At 69.2% G+C, this 26,488-nt stretch carries 40 protein-coding genes and 2 pseudogenes; 40 read left to right on the forward strand and 2 right to left on the reverse strand.

All coding sequences use genetic code 11. The features are described from left to right. Window positions 1-155 precede the first annotated feature (155 nt). The 34 genes and pseudogenes from fusA (at window position 156) to H030_RS0107415 (ending at window position 21,410) form a co-directional block, all read left to right on the forward strand. Entirely contained in the window at window positions 156-2,255 is a 2,100-nt protein-coding gene (fusA, locus tag H030_RS0107250; RefSeq protein ID WP_027005621.1) for an elongation factor G, read from the forward strand. Between the two features lie 111 nt (window positions 2,256-2,366). Continuing rightward, window positions 2,367-3,551, forward strand: a complete 1,185-nt coding sequence (gene tuf, locus H030_RS0107255) for an elongation factor Tu (protein ID WP_027005622.1) — start codon at window positions 2,367-2,369, stop codon at window positions 3,549-3,551. 203 nt (window positions 3,552-3,754) lie between these two features. Beyond that, window positions 3,755-4,081 (forward strand): 30S ribosomal protein S10, encoded by a 327-nt coding sequence (gene rpsJ, locus H030_RS0107260; RefSeq protein WP_027005623.1) that lies wholly within the window; start codon window positions 3,755-3,757, stop codon window positions 4,079-4,081. Next, window positions 4,081-4,698 carry a 50S ribosomal protein L3 gene (rplC, locus tag H030_RS0107265; RefSeq protein WP_027005624.1) on the forward strand — a complete coding sequence of 206 codons (618 nt, stop codon included), beginning with the start codon at window positions 4,081-4,083 and terminating at the stop codon, window positions 4,696-4,698. The genes rpsJ and rplC overlap by 1 nt, the downstream gene beginning before the upstream one ends. Continuing rightward, entirely contained in the window at window positions 4,691-5,332 is a 642-nt protein-coding gene (rplD, locus tag H030_RS30090) for a 50S ribosomal protein L4 (protein ID WP_035125974.1), read from the forward strand. The genes rplC and rplD overlap by 8 nt, the downstream gene beginning before the upstream one ends. Continuing rightward, on the forward strand, window positions 5,332-5,634 hold the full coding sequence (gene rplW, locus H030_RS0107275; protein ID WP_027005625.1) for a 50S ribosomal protein L23: 303 nt from the start codon (window positions 5,332-5,334) through the stop codon (window positions 5,632-5,634). The genes rplD and rplW overlap by 1 nt, the downstream gene beginning before the upstream one ends. Before the next feature lie 4 nt (window positions 5,635-5,638). Further along, window positions 5,639-6,481 (forward strand): 50S ribosomal protein L2, encoded by an 843-nt coding sequence (gene rplB / locus H030_RS0107280; protein ID WP_027005626.1) that lies wholly within the window; start codon window positions 5,639-5,641, stop codon window positions 6,479-6,481. Window positions 6,482-6,495: 14 nt separating this feature from the next. Then, the gene (rpsS, locus tag H030_RS0107285; protein WP_027005627.1) at window positions 6,496-6,768 is read left to right on the forward strand and encodes a 30S ribosomal protein S19; all 273 of its coding nucleotides are present in this window, start codon (window positions 6,496-6,498) and stop codon (window positions 6,766-6,768) included. A 275-nt stretch (window positions 6,769-7,043) separates the two neighbouring features. After that, a pseudogene (gene rplV, locus H030_RS40060) lies at window positions 7,044-7,373 on the forward strand (50S ribosomal protein L22); the annotation flags it as partial. Window positions 7,374-7,377: 4 nt separating this feature from the next. Beyond that, a complete protein-coding gene (gene rpsC / locus H030_RS0107295; protein WP_027005628.1) occupies window positions 7,378-8,280 on the forward strand; it encodes a 30S ribosomal protein S3 in 903 nt (300 codons plus the stop codon). Window positions 8,281-8,285: 5 nt separating this feature from the next. After that, window positions 8,286-8,702 (forward strand): 50S ribosomal protein L16, encoded by a 417-nt coding sequence (rplP, locus tag H030_RS0107300; RefSeq protein ID WP_027005629.1) that lies wholly within the window; start codon window positions 8,286-8,288, stop codon window positions 8,700-8,702. Further along, window positions 8,702-8,905 (forward strand): 50S ribosomal protein L29, encoded by a 204-nt coding sequence (rpmC, locus tag H030_RS0107305; RefSeq protein ID WP_027005630.1) that lies wholly within the window; start codon window positions 8,702-8,704, stop codon window positions 8,903-8,905. Before rplP ends, rpmC begins: the two co-directional genes overlap by 1 nt. Before the next feature lie 2 nt (window positions 8,906-8,907). After that, window positions 8,908-9,495, forward strand: coding sequence for a 30S ribosomal protein S17 (gene rpsQ, locus H030_RS40635; RefSeq protein ID WP_081690587.1), 588 nt, complete (start codon window positions 8,908-8,910; stop codon window positions 9,493-9,495). Further along, a complete protein-coding gene (gene rplN, locus H030_RS0107315) occupies window positions 9,492-9,860 on the forward strand; it encodes a 50S ribosomal protein L14 (RefSeq protein WP_027005632.1) in 369 nt (122 codons plus the stop codon). The genes rpsQ and rplN overlap by 4 nt, the downstream gene beginning before the upstream one ends. A 3-nt stretch (window positions 9,861-9,863) precedes the next feature. Then, window positions 9,864-10,184, forward strand: a complete 321-nt coding sequence (gene rplX, locus H030_RS0107320) for a 50S ribosomal protein L24 (RefSeq protein WP_231398382.1) — start codon at window positions 9,864-9,866, stop codon at window positions 10,182-10,184. 8 nt (window positions 10,185-10,192) lie between these two features. Further along, window positions 10,193-10,795, forward strand: coding sequence for a 50S ribosomal protein L5 (rplE, locus tag H030_RS30105; RefSeq protein WP_035125976.1), 603 nt, complete (start codon window positions 10,193-10,195; stop codon window positions 10,793-10,795). Between the two features lie 4 nt (window positions 10,796-10,799). Then, a complete protein-coding gene (locus H030_RS0107330; protein ID WP_027005634.1) occupies window positions 10,800-10,985 on the forward strand; it encodes a type Z 30S ribosomal protein S14 in 186 nt (61 codons plus the stop codon). A gap of 4 nt (window positions 10,986-10,989) precedes the next feature. After that, complete coding sequence (gene rpsH, locus H030_RS0107335) at window positions 10,990-11,397, forward strand: 30S ribosomal protein S8 (protein ID WP_027005635.1); 408 nt, start codon at window positions 10,990-10,992, stop codon at window positions 11,395-11,397. A gap of 7 nt (window positions 11,398-11,404) precedes the next feature. Further along, entirely contained in the window at window positions 11,405-11,938 is a 534-nt protein-coding gene (gene rplF, locus H030_RS0107340) for a 50S ribosomal protein L6 (protein WP_027005636.1), read from the forward strand. Further along, entirely contained in the window at window positions 11,935-12,288 is a 354-nt protein-coding gene (gene rplR / locus H030_RS0107345) for a 50S ribosomal protein L18 (protein ID WP_027005637.1), read from the forward strand. Before rplF ends, rplR begins: the two co-directional genes overlap by 4 nt. After that, window positions 12,285-12,800: pseudogene (rpsE, locus tag H030_RS30110) on the forward strand (30S ribosomal protein S5); the annotation flags it as partial. The gene rplR and the pseudogene rpsE, both read left to right, overlap by 4 nt. A 185-nt stretch (window positions 12,801-12,985) precedes the next feature. Beyond that, a complete protein-coding gene (rpmD, locus tag H030_RS0107355) occupies window positions 12,986-13,168 on the forward strand; it encodes a 50S ribosomal protein L30 (protein WP_027005638.1) in 183 nt (60 codons plus the stop codon). Between the two features lie 5 nt (window positions 13,169-13,173). Next, a complete protein-coding gene (gene rplO / locus H030_RS0107360) occupies window positions 13,174-13,692 on the forward strand; it encodes a 50S ribosomal protein L15 (RefSeq protein ID WP_231398383.1) in 519 nt (172 codons plus the stop codon). Window positions 13,693-13,816: 124 nt separating this feature from the next. After that, window positions 13,817-14,722 (forward strand): DUF6159 family protein, encoded by a 906-nt coding sequence (locus H030_RS0107365; RefSeq protein WP_155891893.1) that lies wholly within the window; start codon window positions 13,817-13,819, stop codon window positions 14,720-14,722. Window positions 14,723-14,810: 88 nt separating this feature from the next. Further along, window positions 14,811-16,088, forward strand: a complete 1,278-nt coding sequence (gene secY / locus H030_RS0107370; RefSeq protein ID WP_027005641.1) for a preprotein translocase subunit SecY — start codon at window positions 14,811-14,813, stop codon at window positions 16,086-16,088. 1 nt (window position 16,089) lies between these two features. Further along, window positions 16,090-16,833 (forward strand): adenylate kinase, encoded by a 744-nt coding sequence (locus H030_RS0107375; RefSeq protein WP_081690589.1) that lies wholly within the window; start codon window positions 16,090-16,092, stop codon window positions 16,831-16,833. A gap of 25 nt (window positions 16,834-16,858) precedes the next feature. After that, entirely contained in the window at window positions 16,859-17,626 is a 768-nt protein-coding gene (gene map / locus H030_RS0107380) for a type I methionyl aminopeptidase (RefSeq protein ID WP_027005643.1), read from the forward strand. A 222-nt stretch (window positions 17,627-17,848) separates the two neighbouring features. Beyond that, complete coding sequence (gene rpmJ / locus H030_RS38305; RefSeq protein ID WP_037400725.1) at window positions 17,849-17,962, forward strand: 50S ribosomal protein L36; 114 nt, start codon at window positions 17,849-17,851, stop codon at window positions 17,960-17,962. A gap of 4 nt (window positions 17,963-17,966) precedes the next feature. Then, window positions 17,967-18,347, forward strand: coding sequence for a 30S ribosomal protein S13 (rpsM, locus tag H030_RS0107390; protein ID WP_027005644.1), 381 nt, complete (start codon window positions 17,967-17,969; stop codon window positions 18,345-18,347). Next, window positions 18,347-18,742 carry a 30S ribosomal protein S11 gene (gene rpsK / locus H030_RS0107395; protein WP_027005645.1) on the forward strand — a complete coding sequence of 132 codons (396 nt, stop codon included), beginning with the start codon at window positions 18,347-18,349 and terminating at the stop codon, window positions 18,740-18,742. Before rpsM ends, rpsK begins: the two co-directional genes overlap by 1 nt. A gap of 9 nt (window positions 18,743-18,751) precedes the next feature. Next, entirely contained in the window at window positions 18,752-19,372 is a 621-nt protein-coding gene (gene rpsD, locus H030_RS0107400; RefSeq protein WP_027005646.1) for a 30S ribosomal protein S4, read from the forward strand. Between the two features lie 124 nt (window positions 19,373-19,496). Continuing rightward, window positions 19,497-20,471 carry a DNA-directed RNA polymerase subunit alpha gene (locus H030_RS0107405; protein WP_027005647.1) on the forward strand — a complete coding sequence of 325 codons (975 nt, stop codon included), beginning with the start codon at window positions 19,497-19,499 and terminating at the stop codon, window positions 20,469-20,471. An 18-nt stretch (window positions 20,472-20,489) separates the two neighbouring features. Further along, window positions 20,490-20,843 carry a 50S ribosomal protein L17 gene (gene rplQ / locus H030_RS0107410; protein ID WP_027005648.1) on the forward strand — a complete coding sequence of 118 codons (354 nt, stop codon included), beginning with the start codon at window positions 20,490-20,492 and terminating at the stop codon, window positions 20,841-20,843. A 249-nt stretch (window positions 20,844-21,092) separates the two neighbouring features. Then, entirely contained in the window at window positions 21,093-21,410 is a 318-nt protein-coding gene (locus H030_RS0107415; protein ID WP_027005649.1) for an antibiotic biosynthesis monooxygenase family protein, read from the forward strand. Between the two features lie 50 nt (window positions 21,411-21,460). On the opposite strand, the gene H030_RS0107420 is transcribed toward H030_RS0107415, so the two are convergent. Next, complete coding sequence (locus H030_RS0107420; RefSeq protein ID WP_027005650.1) at window positions 21,461-22,060, reverse strand: VOC family protein; 600 nt, start codon at window positions 22,058-22,060, stop codon at window positions 21,461-21,463. A gap of 55 nt (window positions 22,061-22,115) precedes the next feature. Here H030_RS0107420 and H030_RS0107425 point away from each other — a divergent pair, with 55 nt between their 5' ends. Next, window positions 22,116-22,784 (forward strand): Bax inhibitor-1 family protein, encoded by a 669-nt coding sequence (locus H030_RS0107425; protein WP_027005651.1) that lies wholly within the window; start codon window positions 22,116-22,118, stop codon window positions 22,782-22,784. Then, entirely contained in the window at window positions 22,768-23,499 is a 732-nt protein-coding gene (gene truA / locus H030_RS0107430) for a tRNA pseudouridine(38-40) synthase TruA (protein WP_027005652.1), read from the forward strand. Before H030_RS0107425 ends, truA begins: the two co-directional genes overlap by 17 nt. A 7-nt stretch (window positions 23,500-23,506) precedes the next feature. Here truA and H030_RS39600 read toward each other — a convergent pair whose 3' ends face one another. Then, on the reverse strand, window positions 23,507-23,650 hold the full coding sequence (locus tag H030_RS39600; protein ID WP_196809032.1) for a hypothetical protein: 144 nt from the start codon (window positions 23,648-23,650) through the stop codon (window positions 23,507-23,509). Between the two features lie 118 nt (window positions 23,651-23,768). Between H030_RS39600 and surE the strand changes: the two genes are divergently transcribed. From surE to H030_RS36590, 4 genes are all read left to right on the forward strand, one after another. Next, complete coding sequence (gene surE / locus H030_RS0107440) at window positions 23,769-24,575, forward strand: 5'/3'-nucleotidase SurE (protein ID WP_027005653.1); 807 nt, start codon at window positions 23,769-23,771, stop codon at window positions 24,573-24,575. A 13-nt stretch (window positions 24,576-24,588) separates the two neighbouring features. Beyond that, complete coding sequence (locus H030_RS0107445) at window positions 24,589-25,077, forward strand: GNAT family N-acetyltransferase (protein WP_035125980.1); 489 nt, start codon at window positions 24,589-24,591, stop codon at window positions 25,075-25,077. A 162-nt stretch (window positions 25,078-25,239) separates the two neighbouring features. Continuing rightward, window positions 25,240-25,956: an IclR family transcriptional regulator gene (locus H030_RS36585; RefSeq protein ID WP_196809033.1), complete on the forward strand. Its 717-nt coding sequence runs from the start codon at window positions 25,240-25,242 to the stop codon at window positions 25,954-25,956. Continuing rightward, window positions 25,940-26,443 carry a MarR family transcriptional regulator gene (locus tag H030_RS36590; protein ID WP_051221966.1) on the forward strand — a complete coding sequence of 168 codons (504 nt, stop codon included), beginning with the start codon at window positions 25,940-25,942 and terminating at the stop codon, window positions 26,441-26,443. Before H030_RS36585 ends, H030_RS36590 begins: the two co-directional genes overlap by 17 nt. The last annotated feature ends 45 nt before the right edge of the window (window positions 26,444-26,488 follow it).

Genomic DNA, 26,488 nt, shown 5'->3' on the forward strand with positions numbered 1-26,488 from the left:
CGAAGATGCGGGTCGATCTCTGCGACAGCATGGAGACCTCGAGCACATAGCGCCACGCCAGGGAACAACCCTTGACGTGCGCGCGGGCCCGAGGGGCCCGTTTTCTTTGCCCGCAGCCACCGCTTCTTCCTCCGCCACCAGCACACACTGATCTGATGCCACGCAAGTTCTCCCTCGAAAAGACCCGGAACATCGGGATCATGGCGCACATCGACGCGGGTAAGACCACGACGACCGAGCGCATCCTGTACTACACCGGTCGCACCTACAAGATCGGTGAGGTCCACGAGGGCGCTGCCACGATGGACTGGATGGAGCAGGAGCAGGAGCGCGGCATCACGATCACGTCCGCAGCGACGACCTGCACCTGGGACGAGCACCGCATCAACATCATCGACACGCCCGGCCACGTGGACTTCACGGTCGAGGTCGAGCGCTCCCTGCGCGTCCTCGACGGCGCGATCGCGGTGTTCGACTCGGTCGCCGGCGTCGAGCCGCAGTCCGAGACCGTCTGGCGCCAGGCCGACAAGTACCACGTCCCCCGCATCGCGTTCATCAACAAGATGGACCGCATCGGCGCGGACTTCGACAGGTCCGTCCAGACGATGATCGACCGCCTCGGCGCCAACGCCGTCCCGGTCCAGCTGCCGATCGGCGCCGAAGCCGATCTGGTCGGGATCATCGACCTGATCGCCATGAAGGCCATCATCTACAACGATGATCTGGGCAAGGACTTCGACGTCATCGACATCCCCGACGAGCACAAGGACCGCTCCGCCGAGGCGCGCGAGACGCTCATCGACGCGCTGACGACGTTCGACGACGACCTCGCCGAGACGTACCTCGAGAACGGCGACGTCGAGATCGACCAGCTCAAGGCCTCGATCCGCAAGGCCGTCCTCGGCCTCGGCATCACCCCGGTCTTCTGCGGCTCCGCCTTCAAGAACAAGGGCGTGCAGCCCCTGCTCGACGCGGTCGTCGACTACCTGCCCTCCCCGCTGGACGTGCCGCCGGTCGACGGCATCGTCGAGGCGCGCAACGGCGACATCACCGAGGAGACGCGCAACGCCTCCGACGACGAGCCGTTCGCCGCGCTGGCCTTCAAGATCGCCGCCGACCCGTTCGTCGGCAAGCTCACCTACTTCCGCGTGTACTCGGGCCGCCTGACGGCCGGTTCGCGCATCCTCAACGTCTCCTCCGGCAAGACCGAGCGCGTCGGCCGCATCCTGATGATGCACGCCAACGACCGCGAGGAGCTCGAGGAGGTCTACGCGGGCGACATCGCCGCGGCGGTCGGCATCAAGCAGATCGTCACGGGCGACACCCTCGCCGCGCCGGACGCTCCGATCAAGTTGGAGAACATCGTCTTCCCCGAGCCGGTCATCAAGGTGGCCGTCGAGCCGAAGACGAAGTCCGACCAGGAGAAGATGTCGGTCGCCCTGGGCCGCTTGGCCGAGGAGGACCCGACGTTCCAGGTCCAGACCAACGAGGAGACCGGCCAGATCGAGATCTCGGGCATGGGCGAGCTGCACCTCGAGGTGCTGGTCGACCGCATGCGCCGCGAGTTCAACGTCGAGGCCAACGTCGGCAAGCCGCAGGTCTCCTACCGCGAGACCATCCGCGGCGAGGCCCGCAAGGTCGAGGGCAAGTTCGTCCGCCAGACCGGTGGCTCGGGCCAGTACGGCGTCGTCTACATCGACATGGAGCCCGCGCCGGGCGAGGGCTTCGACTTCGTCTCGAGGATCAAGGGCGGCTCGGTCCCGACCGAGTTCATCCCCGCGATCGAGAAGGGCGTCGAGGAGGCCATGGAGACCGGCGTCAAGGCCGGCTACCCGATGGTCGACATCCGCGTCACCCTCGTCGACGGCAAGTACCACGACACGGACTCCTCGGAGATCGCGTTCAAGGTCGCCGGCTCGCTCGCCTTCAAGGAGGCGGCCAAGCGCGCCAGGCCCGTTCTGCTCGAGCCGATCTTCGCCGTCGAGGTCGTCACCCCGGAGGAGTTCCTGGGCGACGTCATCGGCGACCTCAGCCGCCGCCGCGGGCGCGTCGAGGGCCAGGACCGCCGCGGCAACGCGCTTGCGGTGACCGGCCGCGTGCCGCTGTCGGAGATGTTCGGCTACGCGACCGACCTGCGTTCCAACACGCAGGGCCGTGCCACGTACACGATGCAGTTCGACAGCTACGACGAGGTTCCGCCGAACATCGCGGAGAAGATCGTCGAAGGCCGCAGCGGGGACGCAGCAGCGGCCTAAGCACACCGAGCGGACGTCTTCGGGCGGATCGCGATAGCTTGTCCTGGTTCGCCAGGCGAAGCCCCCTCAAGAACACCACCCCCGACTTTCACCAACTAGGAGCGAACAGAAGTGGCGAAGGAGAAGTTCGAGCGCGACAAGCCGCACGTCAACGTCGGCACCATCGGTCACATCGACCATGGCAAGACGACGCTGACCGCGGCCATCACGACCGTGCTCGCCGAGAAGATGGGCGGCGAGGCTCGCAGCTTCGCGGAGATCGACAACGCTCCTGAGGAGAAGGAGCGCGGGATCACGATCGCCACGTCTCACGTCGAGTACCAGACCGAAGCGCGCCACTACGCGCACGTCGACTGCCCCGGGCACGCCGACTACGTCAAGAACATGATCACGGGCGCGGCCCAGATGGACGGCGCGATTCTCGTCGTGTCCGCCGCTGACGGCCCGATGCCGCAGACGCGTGAGCACATCCTGCTCGCCCGTCAGGTCGGCGTCCCCTACATCGTGGTCTTCCTCAACAAGGCGGACATGGTCGACGACGAGGAGCTCCTGGAGCTCGTCGAGGTCGAGGTCCGTGACCTGCTCTCCGAGTACGACTTCCCGGGCGACGACATCCCGTTCATCACGGGGTCGGCTCTGAAGGCGCTCGAGGGCGACGAGGAGTACAAGCAGAAGATCTTCGAGCTGGCCGACGCGCTGGACTCCTACATCCCGGAGCCCGTCCGCGCGCTGGACCAGCCCTTCCTGATGCCGGTCGAGGACGTCTTCTCGATCACGGGCCGTGGCACCGTTGCCACGGGCCGCATCGAGCAGGGCGTCGTCAACACCGGCGACACGGTCGAGATCGTCGGCGTCAAGGACACGACCAACACGGTCGTCACCGGCGTCGAGATGTTCCGCAAGATCCTCGACCAGGGCCAGGCCGGCGACAACGTCGGTTGCCTGCTCCGTGGTACGAAGCGTGAGGAGATCGAGCGCGGGCAGGTCCTCTGCAAGCCGGGCTCCATCACCCCGCACACGAAGTACAAGGCCGAGGTCTACGTCCTCAAGAAGGAAGAGGGCGGCCGTCACACGCCGTTCTTCACCGGCTACCGTCCCCAGTTCTACTTCCGCACGACGGACGTGACCGGGGTCGCTAACCTTCCCGAGGGCGTCGAGATGGTCATGCCGGGCGACAACGTCGCCATGGAGATCGAGCTGATCCAGCCGATCGCCATGGACGCCGGCCTCCGCTTCGCCATCCGTGAGGGTGGGCGTACGGTGGGCTCGGGCGTCGTCACCGAGATCATCCAGTAGCAACTTGCGCGACGGCGGGGCGCTTCGAGCGCCCCGCCTCACGCGCAAGCACGAGCAGCACCAACTTCAGATACGACCGCAGGATGTGGAGCGGAGACCCGTCGGAATCGGCGAGCGGTCCGCTCCTAAAGCCGCGAGGCAACCCAGCCGGTCACATCACCCGCAGTTTTCTCAACACCAGACGGAATCGTAAAGACAGGCAGATGGCAGCCGCCACACAAAACAAGATCCGCATTCGCTTGAAGGCCTACGACCACCAGGCCCTCGAGACGGCGGCCAAGGAGATCGTCGAGACGGCGACGCGCACTGGCGCGACCGTCTCGGGTCCCGTGCCGCTGCCGACCGACCGCAACATCTACGCGGTCATCAAGTCGCCGTTCAAGGACAAGGACTCGCAGGAGCACTTCGAGATCCGGACCCACAAGCGCCTGATCGACATCCACGGTCCGACGCCCAAGACGGTCGACTCGCTCCAGCGCCTGGACCACCTCCCGGCCGGCGTCAACATCGAGATCAAGCTCCTCGCGTAATGCCGGCCATCCTCGCCAAGAAGCTCGGGATGACCCAGGTGTTCCTGGAGGACGGCCGCGTCGAGCGCGTCACCGTGCTCGAAGCCGGCCCCTGTCCGGTCACCGGCATCCGCACGTTCGATCGCGACGGCTACGAGGCCGTCCAGCTCGCCTTCGGCGCTTCGAAGGAGAAGCACCTGAGCAAGCCCGAGCTCGGCCACCTCAAGAAGGCGTCCGCTCCGCCCATGCGCCACATCGTGGAGTTCCGCGACGAGGCCGCTGAGCTGCAGGTCGGCGACACCGTCACCGTGGAGACCTTCGAGGTCGGCCAGAAGGTGAAGATCGCCGGCACCAGCAAGGGCAAGGGCTTCCAGGGCACGATCAAGCGCCATAACTTCAAGCGCGGCCCGAAGTCCCACGGCTCGCACAACGTGCGCGCCCCCGGATCCATCGGTGCGTCCGCCTGGCCTGCTCGCGTGATGAAGGGCATCCGCGGCCCCGGCCAGATGGGCAACAAGCGCGTCACCCAGAAGGGCCTGGAGATCGTCCGGATCGACGCGGGGGACAACCTCCTGCTCGTCCGCGGCTCCGTCCCCGGTCCCAAGAACGGCTTCGTGGAGGTCCGCACCGATGCCTAGCGCCAAGAACCTCGGCGGCGGCAGCGACGTCAACCTGGACGAGACCGCCTTCGGCGCGAAGTTCAACGGCCCGCTGGTGCACGAGTCCGTGCGCGCGGAGCTCGCGGCTCAGCGTCAGGGCACGTCGTCGACCAAGACCCGCGGCGAGGTCCGCGGCGGTGGCGCCAAGCCGTGGCGCCAGAAGGGCACCGGCCGCGCTCGCGCCGGCTCGTCCCGCTCGCCGGTGTGGACGGGCGGCGGCACGGTCTTCGGACCCAGGCCGCGCCACTACACGTTCAAGGTCAACCGCAAGGAGCGCCGCGCGGCGTTCCGCAGCGCGCTGTCGATCCACGCCGACCGTGGCTCGATCGCCGTCTTCGACCCGAAGGCGTTCGACGACGTCTCGACGAGGGCCGCGGCCAAGCTGATCAGCGACTGGGGCGCCAAGGGCTCCCTGATCGTGATCCTCGGCGAGGCCGAGGAGCGCGCGGCGCTGAGCTTCCGCAACCTCGGCAACCTGCGCGCCGTGATCCCGACGACGAACGTCGGCGTCGCCGACCTCATCGGCGCGGCCAACGTGCTCGTCAGCCCGACTGCCCTCGATGAGCTCACCGCTCGCGCCAAGGGTGAGAAGAAGGAGGAGGCGAGCGCCTGATGGACGCCAGCCAGGTCATCATCCGTCCGGTCGTCAGCGAGAAGTCCTACGTGCTCGCCGCCGCCGACAAGTACACGTTCCGGGTTCACCCGAGCGCCCACAAGACGCAGATCCGCCAGGCGGTCGAGTCGCTCTTCGACGTCAACGTCGTCGAGGTCCGCACGATGTCGGTGAAGTCCAAGCCCAAGCGCCGCGGGACCACCGCCGGCCGCACGCGGTCTTGGAAGAAGGCGATCGTCCAGGTGGCGCCGGGTCAGTCCATCCCGATCTTCCAGGGCCTCGAGGGCCTCGAGGAGAACTAGCCGCATGCCGATCCGCAAGCCCAAGCCCACGTCCCCGGGCCTCCGCTTCGTCTCGTATCCGGACTTCGCCGAGATCACGAAGACGACCCCGGAGCGCACGCTCGTCGAGGGCCTGAAGAAGTCCGGCGGCCGTAACGCCAACGGGCGCAAGACCGCCCGCCACCGTGGTGGCGGAGCCAAGCGCCTGTACCGCAAGGTCGACTTCAAGCGCCGCCGTGACGGGATCCCCGCCAAGGTCGCCGCGATCGAGTACGACCCCAACCGGACCTCGTACATCGCGCTGCTGCACTACGCCGACGGCGTCAAGTCCTACATCCTGGCCCCGGCGCGCCTGCAGGTCGGCGCGACGGTGATGTCCGGGCCGCAGGCCGAGATCTCCGTGGGCAACTGCCTCCCGCTGGCCAGCATGCCGACGGGTACCGTCATCCACAACGTGGAGCTGCAGCCCGGCCGCGGTGGCCAGATGGGCCGCAGCGCCGGCACGTCGATCCAGCTGATGGCGAAGGACGGCGACTACGCGACGCTGCGCCTGCCGTCCGGCGAGATGCGCCAGGTGCGCACCGAGTGCCGCGGCACCATCGGCGCGATCGGCAACGCCGAGCACCAGAACGTCAAGATCGGCAAGGCCGGCCGCAAGCGTCACATGGGCGTTCGCCCGCAGACGCGCGGCACGGCCATGAACCCGGTCGACCACCCGCACGGCGGCGGCGAGGGCTCCACCACGCCTGGCCGTCACCCGGTCACGCCGTGGGGCGTGCCGACGCTCGGGTACCGCACCCGTAAGAAGAACAAGTCGTCCGACCGCTACATCGTCCGCGCCCGCAAGCGCGGCAAGGGCAAGCGGTAGAGGGTTAGGAAGCGATGAGCCGTTCGAGCAAGAAGGGCCCGTTCGTCGAGGAGCGCCTCATGGGGCGCATCGACAAGATGAACGAGTCCAACACCAAGCAGATGGTGCGGACCTGGTCCCGCACGTCGACGATCTTCCCGGAGATGGTCGGCCACACGATCGCCGTGCACGACGGGCGCAAGCACGTCCCCGTGTTCGTCAGCGAGTCGATGGTCGGTCACAAGCTGGGCGAGTTCGCGCCGACGCGCACCTACCGCGGCCATGTCGACACGGGCAAGAAGCGATGAGCCCGGCCGACGAGAAGCCCGAGGTCGAGGAGACCGAGGAGACGCCGGTCGAGGAGACCGCCGCCGAGGAGACGCCCGCCGCCGAGGCCGAGGTCGAGGAGACCCCGGCCGCGGAGGAGGACGCCACCGAGGAGGAGGCTCCCGCCGAGGAGCCCGTCGCCGAGGAGAAGCCCAGGCGCTCGCGTGCCAGGAGGCCCGCGGCCGAGAGGGCCGAGGAGCCCAAGGCCGAGCCGAAGAAGGCCAGGCCGGTCGCCAACGGCACGCGCCCGGTCGTCAAGGCGCACGCCAAGTACGTCCGGACGTCCGCGCGCAAGGCGCGCCTGGTCGCCGACCACGTCCGCGGCAAGTCCGTCGTCGAGGCGCGCGCGATCCTCGCGCACACCCCGCGCGCGGTCGCCGAGGACTGGGAGAAGCTCCTGAAGTCCGCCGTCGCCAACGCCGAGCACAACCACGAGCTGCTCGAGGACGACCTCCACATCTTGAGCATCACCGCTGACGAGGGCCCGACCCTCAAGCGCTTCCGCCCGCGCGCCATGGGCCGCGCTTCGGCCATCCGCAAGCGCACGTCGCACCTGTCGATCGCGCTCACCACGAAGGAGCAGTAAGAGCATGGGACAGAAGGTTCATCCCGAGTCCATGCGCGTGGGCTACATCCACGACTGGAAGTCGAACTGGTTCACCGAGCGTGACTTCAGCGACTACCTGGCCGAGGACGTCGCCATCCGCAGCCACATCAACAACAAGCTCGCGCACGCCGGCCTGAGCGACATCACGATCCGCAAGGACGCGAACGAGGTGGAGATCAACATCCACACCGCGCGCCCGGGCATCGTGATCGGCAAGTCCGGCTCCGAGGTCGACGCGCTGCGCCGCGATCTGCACAAGATCACCAAGAAGCAGATCAAGGTCAACATCCTTGAGATCAAGCGCCCCGAGCTCGACGCGAAGCTCGTCGCGCAGTCGATCGCCGAGCAGCTGCAGAACCGCGTGGCCTTCCGCCGCGCGATGAAGCGCGCGCTGACCAGCGCGATGCGCTCCGGCGCCAAGGGCTGCAAGATCCAGGTCGGCGGCCGCCTCGGCGGCTCCGAGATGGCGCGCACCGAGATGTACTCCGACGGTCGCGTCCCGCTGCACACGCTGCGCGCGGACATCGACTACGGCTTCTACGAGGCGCGCACGACCTTCGGCCGCATCGGCTGCAAGGTCTGGATCAACAAGGGCGAGATCATGCCGGAGGGCTACGGCGGCTCCGACATCACCGAGATCGAGGCCCCGCAGGCGGCCGGCATGGACCGTGGCGAGGATCGCCGCGGTGGCCGTGGCCGCAACGACCGTGACGGTCGCGGCGGTGGCCGCGGCGGGCGCGGCGGCGGCGGGCGCGGTCCGGGTGGCCCCGGCGGTGCCGGCGGCGGCGGCGGTCGCGGTGGTCGCGGCGGCGGTGGCGGTGGCGGCGGGCGTGGCGGCCAGGGTGGCGGCCCGCGCGGTGGCGGCGGTTACGGCGGGGGGCGCTAGCTCCAATGCTCTCCCCGAAGCGCGTCAAGCACCGCAAGCAGCACCGTGGGCGCAAGCCCGGGCTGTCGCGCGGCCAGACGAAGGTGCAGTTCGGCGAGTTCGGCCTCAAGACCCTTGATGCCTCGTGGCTCACGAACCGCCAGATCGAGGCCGCTCGTATCGCCATGACCCGCAAGATCAAGCGTGGCGGCAAGGTCTGGATCAACGTGTATCCGGACAAGCCCGTGACCAAGAAGCCCGCCGAGACCCGCATGGGCTCCGGCAAGGGCTCGCCCGAGGGCTGGGTCGCGGTCGTCAAGCCGGGCCGCGTGATGTTCGAGCTGGCCGGCGTGCCCGAGCCGCTCGCTCGTGAGGCCCTGCGCCTCGCCGGGACCAAGCTCCCGGTCCGCACCAAGATCGTGACGGCGGAGGACGACGCCTGATGAGCAACGCCAAGGAACTGCGGGACCTCGACGACAGCGAGCTCGTCGACCACATCAAGACGGTCCGCCGCGACCTCTTCGGTCTTCGCTTCCAGCACGCCACCGGCGAGCTGGAGAACACCGCCGGTCTGAAGATCGGCAAGCGCGACCTCGCTCGCGCCCTGACCATCGCGCACCAGCGCGGGATCGACACGAACAAGTAGCCATGGCTGACGAGACCCCCGACACGACCGAAGAGCAGGTCACCCCCACGGAAGCGGCCCCGCCCGCCCCGGAGGAGACCACTGCCGCTCCCGAGGCCGAGGCCGCCCCCGAGGCTGCCGCGCCCGCCGAGCCGGTCACCCCCCTTACTCCCAAGGAGCGCAAGGCCGCCGCCCGCGCCCGTCGCGGCAAGCGCCGCGGCGCGACGCCGGAGGAGCGCGCCGAGGCGCGCAAGGCCAAGGCCACCGCACGTTCGCGCTACCGCGCGAACAAGCGTGCGAAGGTCAACGCCGCGCGCGGCGAGGCCGGCCCCGCCAAGACGGCATCGCCGATCGAGCACGGCCCGGGCGCCCCGAAGGAGCGCCTCGGCACCGTCGTGTCCGCCAAGGCGGACAAGACGATCACCGTGCGGATCGACACCGCTCGCCGGCATCGCCGCTACCAGAAGATCGTGCGCAGCTCGACGACGCTGCACGCCCACGACGAGGCCAACGAGGCCAACGCGGGCGACACGGTGCGCATCCTCGAGTCGCGTCCGCTGAGCGCCACCAAGCGCTGGCGCCTGGTCGAGATCCTGGAGCGTGCCAAGTGATCCAGAACGAGTCACGCCTCAAGGTCGCCGACAACACCGGCGCCCGCGAGATCCTCGTCATCCGCGTGCAGGGCGGCTCGCGCCGCAAGTACGCGCACGTGGGCGACGTGATCACCGCGACCGTCAAGACCGCCAGCCCGCAGGGCACGGTCAAGAAGGGCGAGGTCGTCAAGGCCGTCGTCGTGCGCACGAAGAAGGAGTTCGGGCGCGAGGACGGCACGTACATCGCCTTCGACGAGAACGCCGCCGTCATCATCGACGCCGCGGGCAACCCGCGCGGCACGCGCATCTTCGGGCCGGTCGCCCGCGAGCTGCGCGACCGGAACTACATGAAGATCATCTCGCTCGCCCCGGAGGTGCTCTAAGCCATGGCTCTGAAGATCCGCACCGACGACGAAGTCGTCGTCATCAGCGGCAAGGACCGCGGCAAGACGGGCAAGGTGCTCCGCGTGGAACCCAAGAAGGAACGGGTCTACGTCGAAGGCATCAACATCGTCAAGCGCCACCAGCGTCCCCTCCCCAACGCCCCTCAGGTCGAGGCCGGCGTCATCGAGCGCGAGGGCCCCATCCACATCTCCAACGTCCAGCTGATCGACCCCCAGACCAGGAAGGGAACGCGCGTCGGCGTCGTCCGTGAGGACGGCAACCGCAACCGCGTCGCCCGTGGGTCGGGGACGAAGTTCGACTAAGGCATCACATGGAAGCCGCAGCAACCCAGACCGCACGCTTCAAGACGCAGTACCTCGAGACGATCCGCCCGGCGCTGATCGAGCGTTTCGGCTACTCGAGCTACATGCAGGCGCCGAAGCTCGTGAAGATCACCCTGAACATGGGCGTCGGTGACGCCAAGCAGGATTCGAAGCTTCTCGACGCCGCCAAGGAGCAGCTCGCGACGATCGCCGGCCAGCAGCCGTCGATCCGGCGCGCGCGCAAGTCCATCGCTCAGTTCAAGGTCCGTGAGGGCATGCCCGTCGGCGTCGCCGTGACGCTGCGCGGGGATCGCGCCTACGAGTTCCTGGACCGACTGATCACCGTGGCGCTGCCGCGCACCCGGGACTTCCGTGGCCTCAAGCCGCGGGCGTTCGACGGTCGCGGCACCTACTCGATCGGCCTCCGCGAGCAGATCATCTTCCCCGAGATCGACTACGACGCGATCGACCAGACGCGTGGCATGGACATCTCCATCACCACGACGGCCAGGTCCGCGGAAGAGACCTACGCCCTGCTCGAGGCCTTCGGCATGCCCTTCAGCCGCGAGGGCAACCCGTACGTGAACGCGAACTCCACCCAGGAGAGCTAGACCCGTGGCCAAGACGTCCCAGAAGGTCCGCCAGCAGCGCGGGTCCAAGTACAAGACCCGGGAGTACACCCGGTGCCGCAAGTGCGGCCGTTCGCGTGCGGTCTACCGCAAGTTCGGCGTGTGCCGCATCTGCCTGCGCGAGCTCGCGCACAACGGCTTCATCCCCGGCATGACGAAGTCGAGTTGGTAGCCCCATGTCGATGACCGATCCTGTCGCCGACTACCTGACGCGGATTCGCAATGCGATCCGTGCGCAGCACGACGTCGTCGAGATCCCCGCGTCCAAGCTCAAGCGCGAGATGACCCGCATCCTCAAGGAGCAGGGCTACATCGAGGCCTGGGAGACCGAGGAGCCCTCGACCGACCACCCGGGCTCGCTGATCCGCATCCAGCTCAAGTACACGGAGGACCGCAAGTCCGTCGTGTCCGGGCTGCAGCGCGCTTCGCGTCCGGGCCAGCGCTACTACGTCCCCGCCACCGGCATCCCCAAGGTGCTGGGCGGCATGGGCACCGCCATCGTCTCGACGTCCCAGGGCGTCATGACCGGCCACGAGGCTCGCCGCCGAGGCATCGGCGGCGAAGTCGTGGCGAAGGTTTGGTGATCGCTTCATGAGCCGCATTGGTCGCAAGCCCATCGAGGTCCCCGCAGGGGTGACCGTCGCCATCGAGCCCGAGTCGGTCCGTGTCAACGGGCCGAAGGGCGAGCTCGTCGAGCGCATCCACCGTGACATCACGGTGGAGCAGAACGAGAACATCATCACCGTCACGCGGCCGACCGACCGCGGTGAGCACCGTGCCATGCACGGGCTCTACCGCTCGCTGGTCGCGAACATGGTCGTCGGCGTCACCGACGGCTACCAGAAGACCCTGGAGATCCAGGGCGTCGGCTACCGCGCCGCGCTCAAGGGCCGGGACCTGGAGCTGGCCCTCGGCTACTCCCACCCGGTGTCGATCAAGGCGCCGGACGGGATCGACTTCGAGGTCCCGGTGCCGACGAGGGTCATCGTCAAGGGCATCGACAAGCAGCTGGTCGGCGAGATCGCCGCCAACATCCGCAAGCAGCGTCCGCCGGAGCCCTACAAGGGCAAGGGCATCCGCTACGAGGGCGAGTACGTCGCCCGCAAGGTCGGTAAGCGAGCATGAGCATCACCACCCCTGAGAAGCGCCGCCTCAAGCGGCGCCGCCGCGTCCGGGCGAAGGTCGCGGGCACGGCCGAGCGTCCGCGCATCTCGGTGTTCCGTTCCAACCGCGGGATCGCCGCGCAGCTCGTCGATGACATCGACGGCCGCACGATCGCCGCGGTCCAGTGGACCGAGCCCGAGCTGCGCGAGCTCAAGAAGACCGAGCAGGCCGCGAAGGCCGGCGAGCTGCTTGCGCAGCGCGCCAAGGCCGCGGGCGTCGAGTCCGCCGTGTTCGATCGCGGCGGCTACCAGTACCACGGACGCGTCAAGGCTTTCGCCGAGGGCGTCCGCGAGGGAGGCCTCACCGTATGAAGCACGACAGCTTCGCCGATCGCGCAGTCTCGCCGGTCGGCCTCGACCTGCAGGAGCGGGTCGTCGAGATCAACCGCGTCGCCAAGGTCGTCAAGGGCGGCCGGCGCTTCTCGTTCACGGCCCTGGTGGTCGTGGGTGACGAGCAGTCGGTCGTCGGCATCGGCTACGGCAAGGCCAACGAGGTCCCGATCGCCATCCAGAAGGGTGTCGAGCAGGCCAAGAAGAACCTGTACCGCGTGCCGAAGCACGGTGCCACGATCACCCACCCGGTGGTCGGCATCTTCGGCTCCGGCCAGGTCCTCCTGAAGCCGGCCTCGCCCGGTACCGGCGTCATCGCCGGTGGCGGCGTCCGCGCCGTCCTGGAGCTCGCCGGCATCCACGACATCCTCAGCAAGTCGCTGGGCACCCAGAACCCGATCAACCTGGTGAAGGCCACGCTGGCCGGGCTCCAGGACCTCCGCACGCCGGAGGAGGTCGCGGAGATCCGCGGCCTGTCGATCGCCGAGGTCCTGGGCCTGAGCAACGACCACGGCGACGGCGCCGAGTCGCTGTCCGAGGAGGGCGCCGTGGCGGTTGCCGAGGCGCCCGCCGAGGAGGAGGCCCCCGAGGCCGAGGCCGAGGTCGCCGCCGAGGAGCCCGCCGCCGAAGAGCCCGCCGCTGACGAGACGCCCGCCGAGGGCGAGGAGGCGTCGGCCTGATGGCTGACAAGGTCAAGATCAAGCAGGTCAAGTCCAAGAACGGCTCGACGCACCGCCAGCTGGCGACGCTCGAGTCCCTCGGGCTGCGCCGCATCGGCCACGAGGTCGAGGTCGTCGACAACGAGCAGACGCGCGGCATGCTGCACCGCGTCCGCCACCTCATCGAAGTCCAGGAGGGCTAGACGTCATGGCCGATGAGACCAAGACGGACGAGACCGGCGCCGAGGCGATCGGTCTCCACAACCTGAAGCCGGCCCCCGGCTCGCGGAAGGCGCGCAAGCGCATCGGCCGCGGCGAGGGCTCCGGCACCGGCAAGACCTCGGGGCGTGGCCAGAAGGGCTACGGCTCGCGCGCCGGCTCCAAGAGCCGTGCCCGCTTCGAGGGCGGCCAGATGCCGATCCACATGCGGATGCGCAAGCTGCGCGGCCCGCACATGAAGAAGTCGATGCCGTTCGAGATGTTCCGCACCGAGACGCAGGGCGTCAACGTGCAGGACCTCGAGGCCCGCTTCGACTCGGGCGCCGAGGTGACGCTGGAGGCCCTGAAGGCCGCCGGCCTCGCCAAGAGGTCCGACGTGCCGGTGAAGATCCTCGCCAAGGGCGAGATCACCAAGCCGCTGACCGTCCACGCGCACAAGTTCTCGGCCGGGGCGAAGGCCGCGATCGAGGGCGCCGGCGGCACGGTCGTCGAGGTGGAGAGCAAGTAGCTCGCCGCTTCTTCTTGTAGGACTTGATGAAGGCCCCGGCGGGTTCCCGCCGGGGCCTTCGTCGTTCCGGGGTGGACGAACATCGGATGAGAAACCTCACCATGTTCTGACAGACTTTCTGATCATGAGCGCAGATCAGGGTGGGCGGGAGAGCGGGGCGTCGCTGCGGCTGGGACCGCAGGGCGGGTGGGTCCAGGTGCCGGACGGGCGCTGGAAGCGCAGCTGGTTCTGGATGAAGCGCGTGTGGGACCTGTTCCGCGGTGACCGGTCGCTGATCGCGATCGCGGCGCTCGCGACGGTCCTGAACGTGCTCGCCGCAGCGCTGCTGTTCGGCCTCGCCGCCGCGCTGCTGGGCAGCGGGCACGACATGCGGCTCACCGTCGGCGTCGGCGCGGCGCTGTTCTCGTACCCGTCGACCGCCGTGTCGACCTACTGCAACGTCGCGCTGCTGCGCATGGCGCAGGCGCGGTTCGACGGGAGGCACTGCTCGCTGGGCGACGGCTTCCGCGCCGCCAACGAGCGCCTCGGCGCGATCCTCGGCTGGTCGCTGGTGGCGGTCGTCGTCGGCTTCCTGCTGCGCCAGGTCGCCGAGCGGATCCCGCTCGGCGGCGTGGTCCTCTCGTGGATCGGCGGCGTCGCGTGGTCGCTGGCGACGATGTTCGCGGTCCCGGTGCTGGCCGTCGAGGACGTGGGCCCGGTCGAAGCTGGCAGGCGCTCGCTGGAGATCTTCCGCGCGCGCTGGGGCGAGGGCCTGGTCGGCACGATCGGCGTCGGCGCGATCACCGCCCTGGCGTCGATCCCGGGCATCCTGGCGCTGTTCGCCGGCATCGCGGTCGGCGGCGCCGGCGGCATCGCGATCGCGGTCGCGGGCGCCGCGCTGCTGGCCGCCGCGTGGACGACGTCGCGCGCGATGGAGCAGCTCTACGCGCTGGCGATCTACCGCGACCAGGTCGCGGGGGAGCCCTCGTTCGGGCTCGGCGGCGAGCAGCTCAACGACTTCATGAAGCTCAAGCGGCGCAGGGGTCGCTAGTGGATCTGCCTGATCTGCCGGATCAGCAGGGACTCCTCGATGGGGCGGACGGAGTTCGGCCCCGGTCCGTTACCCTTCCACGCCTCTCATGCTGTCCACGATCCTGAGCGCCTTCACCGTCGCGGAAATCCGCAAGAAGCTGGCCTTCACGGCCCTGCTCCTCGCGCTGTACCGCGTCGGCTCCCACATCCCGGTCCCGGGCGTCAACGTCCAGGCCGTCAAGGACGCCCAGGAGTCGTTCGGCGGCGGCGGCATCCTCAGCCTGCTGAACACGTTCTCGGGCGGTGGGCTCAGCCGCATCGCCCTGTTCGCGCTGGGGATCATGCCCTACATCACGGCGTCGATCATCCTGCAGCTGCTGACCGTCGTCGTGCCGTCGCTGGAGAAGCTCTCCAAGGAGGGCGAGGTCGGCCAGGCGCGCATCACGCAGTACACGCGCTACCTCACGGTCGGCCTGGCGTTCGCGCAGTCGATCGGCTACGTGTTCCTGTTCAAGTCGCTGGCGCCGTCGACGGGCGAGAAGATCATCGCCAACTTCGACACGCCGCACGTCTTCCTGATCGTGATCTCGCTGACCGCGGGCACGATCCTGCTGATGTGGTTCGGCGAGCTGATCACCCAGCACGGCATCGGCAACGGCATCTCGCTGATGATCTTCGCGTCGATCGTCTCGCGCCTGCCCGGCGGCATCCAGTCCTGGTGGAACAACCCGGACCAGGTCTTCGTCGTGATCATGCCGTTCCTGGCGCTCGCGGTCGTGGCGGCGGTGGTCTTCATCCAGGAGGGCCAGCGGCGGATCCCGGTGCAGTACGCCAAGCGCGTGATCGGCCGGCGCATGAGCGGCGGCGGCCAGACCTACCTGCCGCTGCGCGTCAACATGGCCGGCGTCATCCCGGTCATCTTCGCGGCGTCGATCATGGCGTTCCCGCCCACGGTCGGCCAGCTGATCAACACGCCCGCGACGCACTCGGTCGCGAACTTCCTCAACCCGGGGAAGGCGCCGTACGTCATCGGCGAGTCGATCTTCATCATCTTGTTCACGTACTTCTACACGGCGGTGACGTTCAACCCCGTCGACCAGGCCGACAACCTGAAGAAGTACGGCGGCTTCATCCCGGGGGTGCGGCCCGGCCGCCCGACGGCCGAGTTCCTGGACCGGATCCTGGCGCGGCTGACGTTCCCGGGCGCGCTCTACCTGGCCGCGGTCGCGGCGTTGCCGACGGTCGTCATCGCCGCGACGAGCGCGACGCAGAACTTCCAGTTCGGCGGCACGTCGCTGCTGATCGTCATCGGCGTGGCCCTCGACACGATGAAGCAGCTCGAGGCGCAGCTGATGATGCGCAACTACGAAGGCTTCCTCAAGTAGGATGGCCGACTTCCCTGAGGTCCGCGGCCAGCAGGCCGCGCACTCCAACGTTCCCGCGATCGCCGAGCAAGCCGTGTCTGAACTCAACCTCATCCTGGTCGGCCCGCCGGGCGCCGGCAAGGGCACCCAGGCCGAGAAGCTGACCGAGGACTTCGGCCTGCCCTACTACGCCACCGGCAACATCCTGCGCGACGCGGTCGCCCAGGGGACGGAGCTGGGCAAGAAGGCCAAGGAGTACATGGACGCCGGCGACCTCGTCCCCGACGAGGTCATCATCGGCGTGATCCTGGAGGCGCTGGCCTCCGACGAGGCGGCCGAGGGCTTCCTGCTCGACGGCTTCCCGCGCACGGTCCCGCAGGCCGACGCGCTCGGTGCCGCGCTGCAGGACGTCGGTCGCAAGATCTCCGCGGTCCTGCTGATCGACGTGCCCGACGAGGTCATCGTCAAGCGGTTGAGCGGTCGCCGCGTCTCGCGCGCCGGCCGCGTCTACCACGTCGACTTCGACCCGCCCAAGCAGGAGGGTCGCTGCGACCTGGACGGCTCCGAGCTGATCCAGCGCGACGACGACAAGCCGGAGACGATCCGCAAGCGCCTCGCCGTCTACCACGACCAGACCGAGCCGCTCGTGGACTACTACGAGGGCCGCAACCTGCTGCGCAGGTTCGACGGAACGCGCACGCCGACCGAGGTGCACGACCACATCCGTGCGACGGTCGCGACGCTGCGCCTCGAAGACGAGCTCTAACCTCTCGCGGCAGGAGCCGCTTGCCGTGATCATCAAGAAGTCCCCAGCCGAGATCGAGAAGATGGCCGCCGCCGGCGCCATCCACGCCCGGACGATGAAGCTGATCGCGGGCAGGATCCGCGAAGGCGTCTCGACCGCCGAGCTCGACGCCGCCGCCGAGAAGTACATCCGCTCTCAGGGCGCCGTGCCCTCGTTCAAGGGCTACCGCGGGTTCACCGGGTCGATCTGCGCGTCACCGAACGCGATGGTCGTCCACGGCATCCCGGGGCCCTACCGGCTCGGCAAGGGCGACATCATCTCGGTCGACATCGGCGTCACCTACGACGGCTGGGTCGCCGACGGCGCCGTGACGTTCCCGGTCGGCGAGGTCACGCCGGTCGCCGAGAAGCTGCTGGAGGTCACGCGCCGGTCGCTGTTCGACGCGGTCGAGCAGTGCCGCCCGGGCAACCGGCTGAGCGACGTCTCGCACGCGGTCCAGAGGACCGTCGAGAGCGAGGGCCTGTCGGTCGTCCGCTCGCTGGTCGGCCACGGCATCGGGCGCGAGATGCACGAGGAGCCGCAGATCCCCAACTACGGCGACCCGGGCAAGGGCCCGCTGCTGGAGCCGGGGATGGTCCTGGCCGTCGAGCCGATGACGACCGCCGGGCGCCACATGGTCCGGATGGGCGACGACGGCTGGTCGATCTACTCCCAGGACGGGTCGCTGGCCGCGCACTTCGAGTTCACCATCGCCGTCACCGCCGACGGGCCGCGGATCATGAACCCGTGGCACGAGGGCGAGGACGGGCTGTAACGCTTCAGGCGTTACGAAGACTCTGAAGAGGGGCAAGAGCGAGGATCGAACCCAGCCGTCACCCGGCAATCGTTCGGGTCAAGACGGCACGGATCGCCCTTTGCTATCTTCAACTGTCCGCGCGTGCGCAATGCCCCTGCGTGCGCGCCATCCGTGACGTAGCAGCGGCGGCCTTAGCGGCGGCCAGAGCGCGTCGTCGGGCCAAACTCTTGGAAAGGGACCATGAAGGTACGACCGTCGGTCAAGCCGATGTGCGAGAAGTGCAAGATCATCCGTCGCCACGGCGCGGTCCTCGTCATCTGCCAGAACCCCCGCCACAAGCAGCGTCAGGGCTAGCTTTATGGCACGCATCGCCGGGGTCAACGTCCCCCTGAACAAGCGCGTCGAGGTCGGTTTGACCTACATCTACGGCATTGGCCGTTCGACGTCGAACAAGCTTCTGAGCAACGCCGGGATCGCCCCGGACACCTACGTCCGCGACCTGACGGAAGACGAGGTCACCAAGCTGCGTGACGGCGTCGACGCCCTCACCGTCGAGGGCGACCTCCGTCGTGAGCGCTCGCAGAACATCAAGCGCCTGATGGAGATCGGGTGCTACCGCGGCCTGCGCCACCGGCGCGGCCTGCCGGTCCGGGGGCAGAACACCAAGACCAACGCTCGCACGCGCAAGGGCCCGAAGCGCATGTCGATCGCGGGTAAGAAGAAGGCTGGTAAGAAGTAGTGCCCGCACCCAAGCGCCCCCAGCGTGGTCGCCGCAAGCCGAAGAAGAACATCCCTGTCGGCCAGGCGCACATCAAGACCTCGTTCAACAACACGATCGTCTCCCTCACGGACCGCGAAGGCAACGTCATCGCGTGGGAGTCCGCCGGCGGTGCCGGCTTCAAGGGCTCCCGCAAGTCGACTCCGTTCGCCGCGCAGGTCACGGCCGATGCCGCTGCCCGCAAGGGCATCGAGCAGGGCCTCCAGAAGGTCGAGGTCTTCGTGAAGGGTCCCGGCTCCGGCCGCGAGACCGCGATCCGCTCGCTTCAGGCCGCCGGCCTCGAGGTGACGGGCGTGAAGGACGTGACCCCGCAGGCCCACAACGGCTGCCGCCCCCGCAAGCGGCGCCGCGTCTAGGAATCCAGCATGGCTCGTGACACCAGTCCTCAGTGCAAGCAGTGCCGCCGCGAAGGGCAGAAGCTCTTCCTGAAGGGCGAGCGCTGCCTGACCGACAAGTGCGGCGTCGAGCGCCGCGCGTACCCGCCGGGCGACCACGGTCGTGGCCGCCAGAAGCAGAGCGAGTACCGCGTGCAGCTGCGCGAGAAGCAGAAGGCCCGCCGGTACTACGGCGTGCTCGAGGGGCAGTTCCGCCGCTACTACGACAAGGCGTCGCGCCAGGAGGGCATCACGGGTGAGAACCTCTTGATGCTCCTGGAGTCGCGTCTGGACAACGTCGTGGTGCGCCTCGGCTTCGCCGCTTCCCGCCGCCAGGCCCGTCAGATGATCCGCCACGGTCACTGGACGATCAACGGCCGCCGCGTCGACATCCCCAGCTACCAGGTCCGCGAGGGCGACGTCCTGGCCGTCAAGGTCGGGACCGGCGCCGAGGCGATCATCCGCGACGCGACCGAGCTCACCGCTCAGGTCCCGGCGTGGTTGCAGGCCGACCATGACGGCCTGACGGCGAAGGTGCTCCGCAAGCCGGAGCGTCGTGAGATCACGACGCCCGTGCAGGAGCAGCTCATCGTCGAGCTGTACTCCAAGTAGCAAGCAGGACCGACTGACCGCGCGCCCTCCCGCACCAAGCAACGCGGGAGGGCCTGCGCGAGAGGCCCGGCGACTCCCCCTCAGCCATCAGCCGGGCACAACGACGAAGAACCAGGACCTCCCAGTGCTCGACTTCCAGATCCCTCGCATCACCAGCGAATCCGTCGAGGAGCATCGCGGCTCGTTCGTGATCGAGCCCCTCGACCGCGGCTTCGGCTACACGTTCGGCAACTCGCTCCGCCGCGTGCTGCTGTCCTCGCTGGCCGGCGCCGCCGTCACCAGCGTCCGGATCGAGGGCGTCGCCCACGAGTTCTCGACGATCAAGGGTGTGACGGAAGACGTCACCGACATCGTCCTGAACCTCAAGGGCATCGTCTGCCGGATGCACTCGGACGCGACCGAGATCGAGGCCCCGCTGGTCGTCACCGGCCCGGGCGAGATCACCGCGAAGGACATCGACCTGCCCGCGGGCGTCGAGATCCTCAACCCCGACGTGCACATCGCGACGCTCGAGAAGAAGACCAAGCTCGAGATGTACATGACGATCGGTCGCGGCCGCGGCTACCGCCCGGCCGAGGAGAACAAGTCTCCCGACCAGCCGATCGGCGTCATCCCGATCGACTCGATCTTCTCGCCCGTCCGCCGCGTCGCCTACGCCGTCGAGCAGGCGCGCGTCGGCCAGCGCACCGACTACGACAAGCTTACGCTCGACATCGAGACCGACTCGTCGATCGACCCGCAGGCCGCGCTGCGCGAGGCCGCCGAGATCCTGATCTCGCAGCTGGCGATCTTCACCGACGCCGACCGCATCGAGGAGCTCCGCGCCGGTCCGGGCGGCGCGCTGGATGCCGGCCAGGTGGCAGGCGTCAACGGTGCCGGCGCCACGTCGCAGGGCCCGATGCATGACATCCTGATCGAGGAGCTCGAGCTGGGTGTGCGTTCGTACAACTGCCTGAAGCGCGCCGGGATCCAGACGGTCGGCGACCTGATCTCGAAGTCCGAGGGCGAGCTCGCCGCGATCCCGAACTTCGGGAAGAAGTCCATCGACGAGGTCATCGAGACGCTGCACGCGCGCGGTCTTGCGTTGCGCGACGACTGAAAGTAACGAGAGAGAACCATGCGCCACCAGAAGACCCGTCACAAGCTCAGCCGCGACTCCGCGCACCGCAAGTCGCTGCTCGCCAACCTCTGCAAGGAGGTCATCGAGCACGAGCGCATCAAGACCAGCGAGGCGAAGGCCAAGGCCGTCAAGCCCGAGGTCGAGCAGCTGATCACGCTCGCCAAGAAGGGCGACCTGCACGCCCGTCGCCAGGCGCTGAGCATCCTGGGCCAGGACAAGTTCGCGGTCCACAAGCTCTTCGAGGAAGTCGCCCCCCGCTACGCGGACCGTCCCGGCGGCTACACCCGCATCCTCAAGCTCGGCCCGCGTCGCAGCGACTCGACCGAGATGGTGTTCATCGAGCTCGTCTGAGCTTCGAGCACCACGTGCTTCACGACGGGCGCCCCTTCGGGGGCGCCCGTCGTCGTTAAGCGACCTCGGTAGACGCGCCTCCACTCTCGCGGCGTGACCACCGCTTCTGGCCGCGCCGCTCGTCGCGCCGGGCGCGAGGCGTCATGGCCGAGAGTCTCGTCAACGGTGCATTTGGGTCCCATGCGAACCAAAATGCACCGTTGACCAAGGCCGAGACCGAGGTGCGGCGTGGTGTGGCAGGATCAAGGTGTGAGCGTCGTCAAGATCAATGCCATCACGGTTCCCAAGGAGCGGTTCGAGGAGTTCGCGGAGCGGTTCGCGAGCCGGGCCGGGAAGGTCGAGGGGGCTGAGGGGTTCGAGGGCTTCCAGCTGCTGCGGCCGAACGACGAGCGTGAGGTGTGCCTCGTCGTCACGCAATGGCGCTCGGAGGACGACTTCACCGCGTGGGTGAAGTCCGCCGACTTCGCCGCGGGCCACGCCCAGCACCGCGAGGGCGGCCCGATCGGGACCGCCAGCGAGATCTGGTCGTTCGACGTGCTCGAGACGAAGGCCGCCGCGGACGCCTAGCAGGCGACGCTCGACGAGGTGAACGGTCGATAGGTGTTCTCCGCGAACACCTAGCTGCCGTTGACCCTGTTGTACGGGTCCTTCGGCGTCCGGTCCGCGCTGAGCGACTCCCGCGAGCGCAAGACCATCAACTCGATCGCGTCCGCCAGGTGGATCGGGGCGATGTTGTAGTCGTTGCGTTCGACGCGGAGCTTGTGCGCCTCCAGCAGGACCTCGGCGTGGGTGAAGCCCTCCGGCGGCACGAAGCGGTAGGAGGCGAGCTCGATCAGCAGGCCCAGCGGGTCCTTGAAGTAGATCGAGTCCATGAAGCCGCGGTCCTTGACGCCGCTGTGCGCGATGCCGCGCTCGTCGAGGCGCTCGACGGCCTGCGCGAAGGTCGCGGCGCTCACCGCGAACGCCAGGTGGTGGACGCAGCCGACCTCCATCGGCGTGCGGTCGAACACCGGCGCGCGGGTCTCGTTCGAGAACACCGTGATCAGCCGACCGTCGCCCGGATCGAAGTAGAGGTGCCCCTCGTCGGGGTTGTCGAGGTTCGGCTGGTCGAAGACGAACGGCATCCCCAGCACCCCCTCCCAGAAGTCGATCGACGTCTGCCGGTCGGCGCCGACGATCGTGATGTGGTGGACGCCCTGGGCCTGGAGCTTGCGCACGTCCACCGTTCTACTCGCTTGCGGGCCGCGCGCCAAGAGGTACCCTCCGCTGCACATGAGCGACGATCCCTTCGGCACCTACGCAGCGACCCGCGCCGGCGTCCGCGCGCGCGTCAGCACCACCACCCTGTTCGGCCAGGTCATGTTCCTCGTCGGGATCGCGCTGGCGTTCCTGGCGGTCGGCGCCGTGGTCGGCAAGGACATGGACTACTCCACGGCCCGGATCCTGGGCTTCGTGGCGTTCGGCATGGTCCTGGCGCAGTCGTTCGTCGCACCGCTGCGCGTCGGCTCACTGGGCATCGCCTGGCTGTTCGGCTTCGCGCTGCTGCTGGGCCTGAGCCTCGGCCCGATCCTCAGCTACTACGCCAACACCGACCCCGAGACCGTCTACCAGGCGGCCGGCGGCACGGCGCTCATCACGCTCGGCATGGGCGCCTACGGCACGGCGACGTCGAAGGACCTCGCCCGCTGGATCCGCCCGCTGTCGTGGGCGCTGCTCGGCGTCATCGCGATCTCGCTCGTCGCGTGGCTGTTCGGCACCGGCGGCTCGCCGATCATCTCGCTGGCGGTCCTGGGCCTCTCCGCCGCGATCCTGATCGTGGACTTCAACTACCTGCGCCGCCACGCGACCGAGGACGACGTCATCTGGCTCGCGACCGGGATCTTCGTCTCGATCGTGAACATCTTCCTCTCGCTGCTGAACATCCTTGGCGGGCGGAACTAGCCGCCTCACCGTCGAGTACGACGGGTCGGGGTTCGCGGGCTGGGCGCGGCAGCCTGGTCTGCGGACGGTGCAAGGGACGTTGGAGGAGGCGATCGCCGTGTTGCGCGGTGGTCGCCATGCCGACCTCACGGTCGCCGGGCGCACCGACCGCGGCGTCCACGCGTGGGGGCAGGTCGCGTCGTATGTCGGCGACCCGGTCACGCTGGACGGCCTCAACGCGCTGCTGCCCGACGACGTCGCGGTGCTGGCGTGCGACCCGGCGCCCGCCGGCTTCGACGCGCGCCGTGACGCGCATTCTCGGACCTACTGCTTCCGGATCCTGACGCGGCGGCTGCCGAGCGTCTTCGAGGTCCGGCGCGCGCTGCACTGGCCGCACCGGATCGACCGCGCGGCGCTGCAGGCGTGCGCGGCAGCGCTCCTGGGCGAACACGACTTCACCGCGTTCACCCCGACGATCACCGACCACGTGCGCTTCGAGCGCGTCGTCATGAGCGCCGAGTGGGTCGAGCGCGAGGACGACGTCCTCGAGCTCTGGATCACCGCCGACGCGTTCATGCGCCACATGAACCGCGTGCTGGTGGGGACGATGCTCGAGGTGGCAGGCGGGCGGCGGTCGCTGGACGACTTCACGCGCCTGCTGGAAGGACGCCCACGTGCGGAGGCGGGTCCCACCGCGCCCCCGCACGGGCTGTACTTCGCGTCCGTCGGCTACTGAGCTTCAGCTACAACGCTGCGCCGCGCCCGCGGTAGCCGTTGAAGAAGAACACCAGCGCCAGGATGGCGAGGACGAACAGGATGGGGTGCACGATGGCGCCGCCGGCGATCGCGATGACGAGCAGCACGACGCCCAGGATGAGCCACAACATGGTGGACTTGGTCTCCTCAAGGTAGGACGGTACGGGTGGGTCTCCTCAGCCCGTCTACGGCGTTCCCAAGGTCGGCCACCCGCCAAACAAACCGGCCCCGCGAGTAGGCTGCGAAGCGATGCGCGTGCTGCTCACCAACGACGACGGGATCGACGCCGAAGGCCTGCAGACGCTGCGCGTGGAGCTGCTCGCGAGCGTCCCCGGGATCGACCTGGTGGTGATCGCGCCGGACGGCAACCGCTCCGCGATCGGCCGCGGGATCACCGTGCGCCGCGCGCTGGCCGTCGAGCGGATCGCGTTCCCCGACGGCACGCACGGCTACGCGACCGACGGCACGCCGGTCGACTGCGTGCGGCTCGCGTCGCTGGGGCTGATCGAGGACTGGACGCCGGACGTCGTGGTCTCCGGCATCAACCACGGGTCCAACCTCGGCGACGACGTCACCTACTCCGGGACCGTCGCCGCCGCGATGGAGGGCGTGCTGCTGGGTCTCCCAGCACTCGCGGTCTCCCAGCAGTCGGAGAAGCGCGAGATGGACTTCCGCCTCGGCGACGACTTCGTCTTCGACACCGCGGCGCGCTTCGTCGCGCGGATCGTCGCGTCGCTCGAGGACGTCCCGCTGCCGCCCTCGACGTTGTTGAACATCAACGTGCCCGCGGGCGTCCCGCACGGGGTCGAGGTCGCCAAGCTCGGCAAGCGCATCTACCGCGACCGCCTGCGCGAGCAGGGCGACGGCACGTACTTCATCTACGGCGCGGACCCCGGCTACGAGGACGAGCCCGGGACCGACCTCGTCGCGGTCGCCGGCGGGCACGTCGCGGTGACGCCCGTGCACCTGGACCTCACCCACCACGACGGGATCGGCCCGCTGTCGACCTCCGACCTCGCGCGGCTGCTGGCGCCCGCCGCGCAGGAGGTCGAGTAGCTCAGGCTCCCTGATGAGCGCGACCGGGACGATCACGCTCTCGCCGCTCACGCCGGAGCTGCGCGACGCCGCGCTCCGGATCACCGTCGCGCCCGAGCAGGTGCGCTTCGGCGGGACGCCCGCGTCGTCGATCCCGGTCGCCGATCGCGAGAGCGCCCGCGAGTCGGTGGTCATCCTGCGCGACGGGACGCCCGTCGGCTACTTCCAGCTCGACACGCGCAGCGTCCCGGGCGCGCCCGCGGGGGCGCACATCCTCGGGCTGCGCGCGCTGGTGATCGACCGCGCGCTGCAGGGACAAGGGGTCGGTCGCGCCGCGATGCTCGCGCTCCCGGACTACGTCCGCGCCCGCTTCCCGGGCCGCACGGCCGTGCTGCTGACGGTCAACGCCGACAACCCGCCGGCGATCGCCCTCTACGCCGCGACCGGCTTCGTCGACGCGGGCGTCGGGATCTACGAGGGCGGCCACGCCGGGCCGCAGCACGTCCTGCGCCTGGACGTCTAGAAGCGGGGGACAGGACGGTGTCCGCGGCCGCCAACGGTCCGGACCAAGAAGGTCGGGGTGCAGATTGGCCGTCGACCGCGGTGGCGCGGGTTGCTGTAGTGCTGTCGCATGGAGGCAGGGCCGGAAATCGAAGGGACGGACCCGGCCGGCGATGCGTGGCATGTGGCCAGAACGATGCGGGCGTTGGAGATGCTCGCGTTGTCGCCGCTGAGTGCCCCGCAGCTGGCGGCGACGATCGACACGCATCCGCGGACGATGCGGCGGGTGCTGGAGAGGCTTGTGGTCGAGGGCTACGTGCAGCGCAGCGGCGACACGCGGCGGATCTACGCGCCGACGATGCGCCTGGTCGCGCTGGCCGCGCAGGTGCTGGAGCACTCGCCGGTCGCGCGGCGCGGGCGGCCGTACGTGGAGCTGCTGCACGAGCGGTCGCGGATGGCGGCGCACCTGGTGGCGCCGTCGTACGGGTCGGTCGTGTGCCTGTGTCACGCCGCGCTCGGCTCCCAGGACGAGCACCCGCACCTGCGCGAGCTGGTCCCGGCGCACGCGACCGCGGGCGGGAAGCTGCTGCTGGCCCACCGCGACGGCTGGCGCAGGTCGCTGGTCGCAGCGGGGCTGGCGCCGCACACCGACCGGACGATCACGGAGGCCGCGCAGCTGGACGAGGAGCTCGTGCAGATCCGGGCCGACGGGCACGCGATCGAGGACGGTGAGTACCAGGCCGGCGTGCGCGCGGTCGCGGCGCCGGTGGTCTTCGACGGCGAGGTCGTCGCGGCGGTCAGCGCGTCGGGACGGCGGATGGACATCGATGCCGTGCTGCCGCACGTCCTGCGCGCGGCCCGCGACCTCACCCAGGACCTGGCCGATGGCGAGCGCCGCTGAGATCGCCGACGCCCTGGACCGCCTCGTCGCCGCCGCCGCGCGTCAGCGCGCGGCGGCGGCCGCGACGCGCCGGGACGTCAACGCCACCGACCTGCTCGCGCTCGACATCGTCCGCCGCGCCGGCCGGATCGCGCCCGGGCAGCTGGCCCGCGAGATGCAGCTGACGGCGGGCGGGACCAACGGTGTGATCCGCCGGGTCGTCGCAGCGCAGCTGATCACTCGCAGGGTCAGCGCGGCCGACCGCCGCGACGTCGGCCTGGAGATCACCCGCCGCGGCGAGACCCTGATGACCACCGGCGTCGGCGGCTGGGACCCCGAGCTCCTGGAGCACCTGTCCCACCAGGACGCCCCGAGCCTCACCGACATGATGTCCTTGCTCACGACCGTGGCGGAGGCCGCCGAGCAGCGCGCCGACGCCTTCGCCACGACCGCCCGCGCCGTCAGCGACGCCGCGGCCGGCGTGCCGATGCCCGTGCGGTGGGGGTGACCAACGGGGCGCCCCCACCGCAGGGGCATCGCCGAGCGGCGACCC

Origin of the sequence: Conexibacter woesei Iso977N, from assembly GCF_000424625.1 — a bacterium.
Lineage (GTDB): Bacteria > Actinomycetota > Thermoleophilia > Solirubrobacterales > Solirubrobacteraceae > Baekduia > Baekduia woesei_A.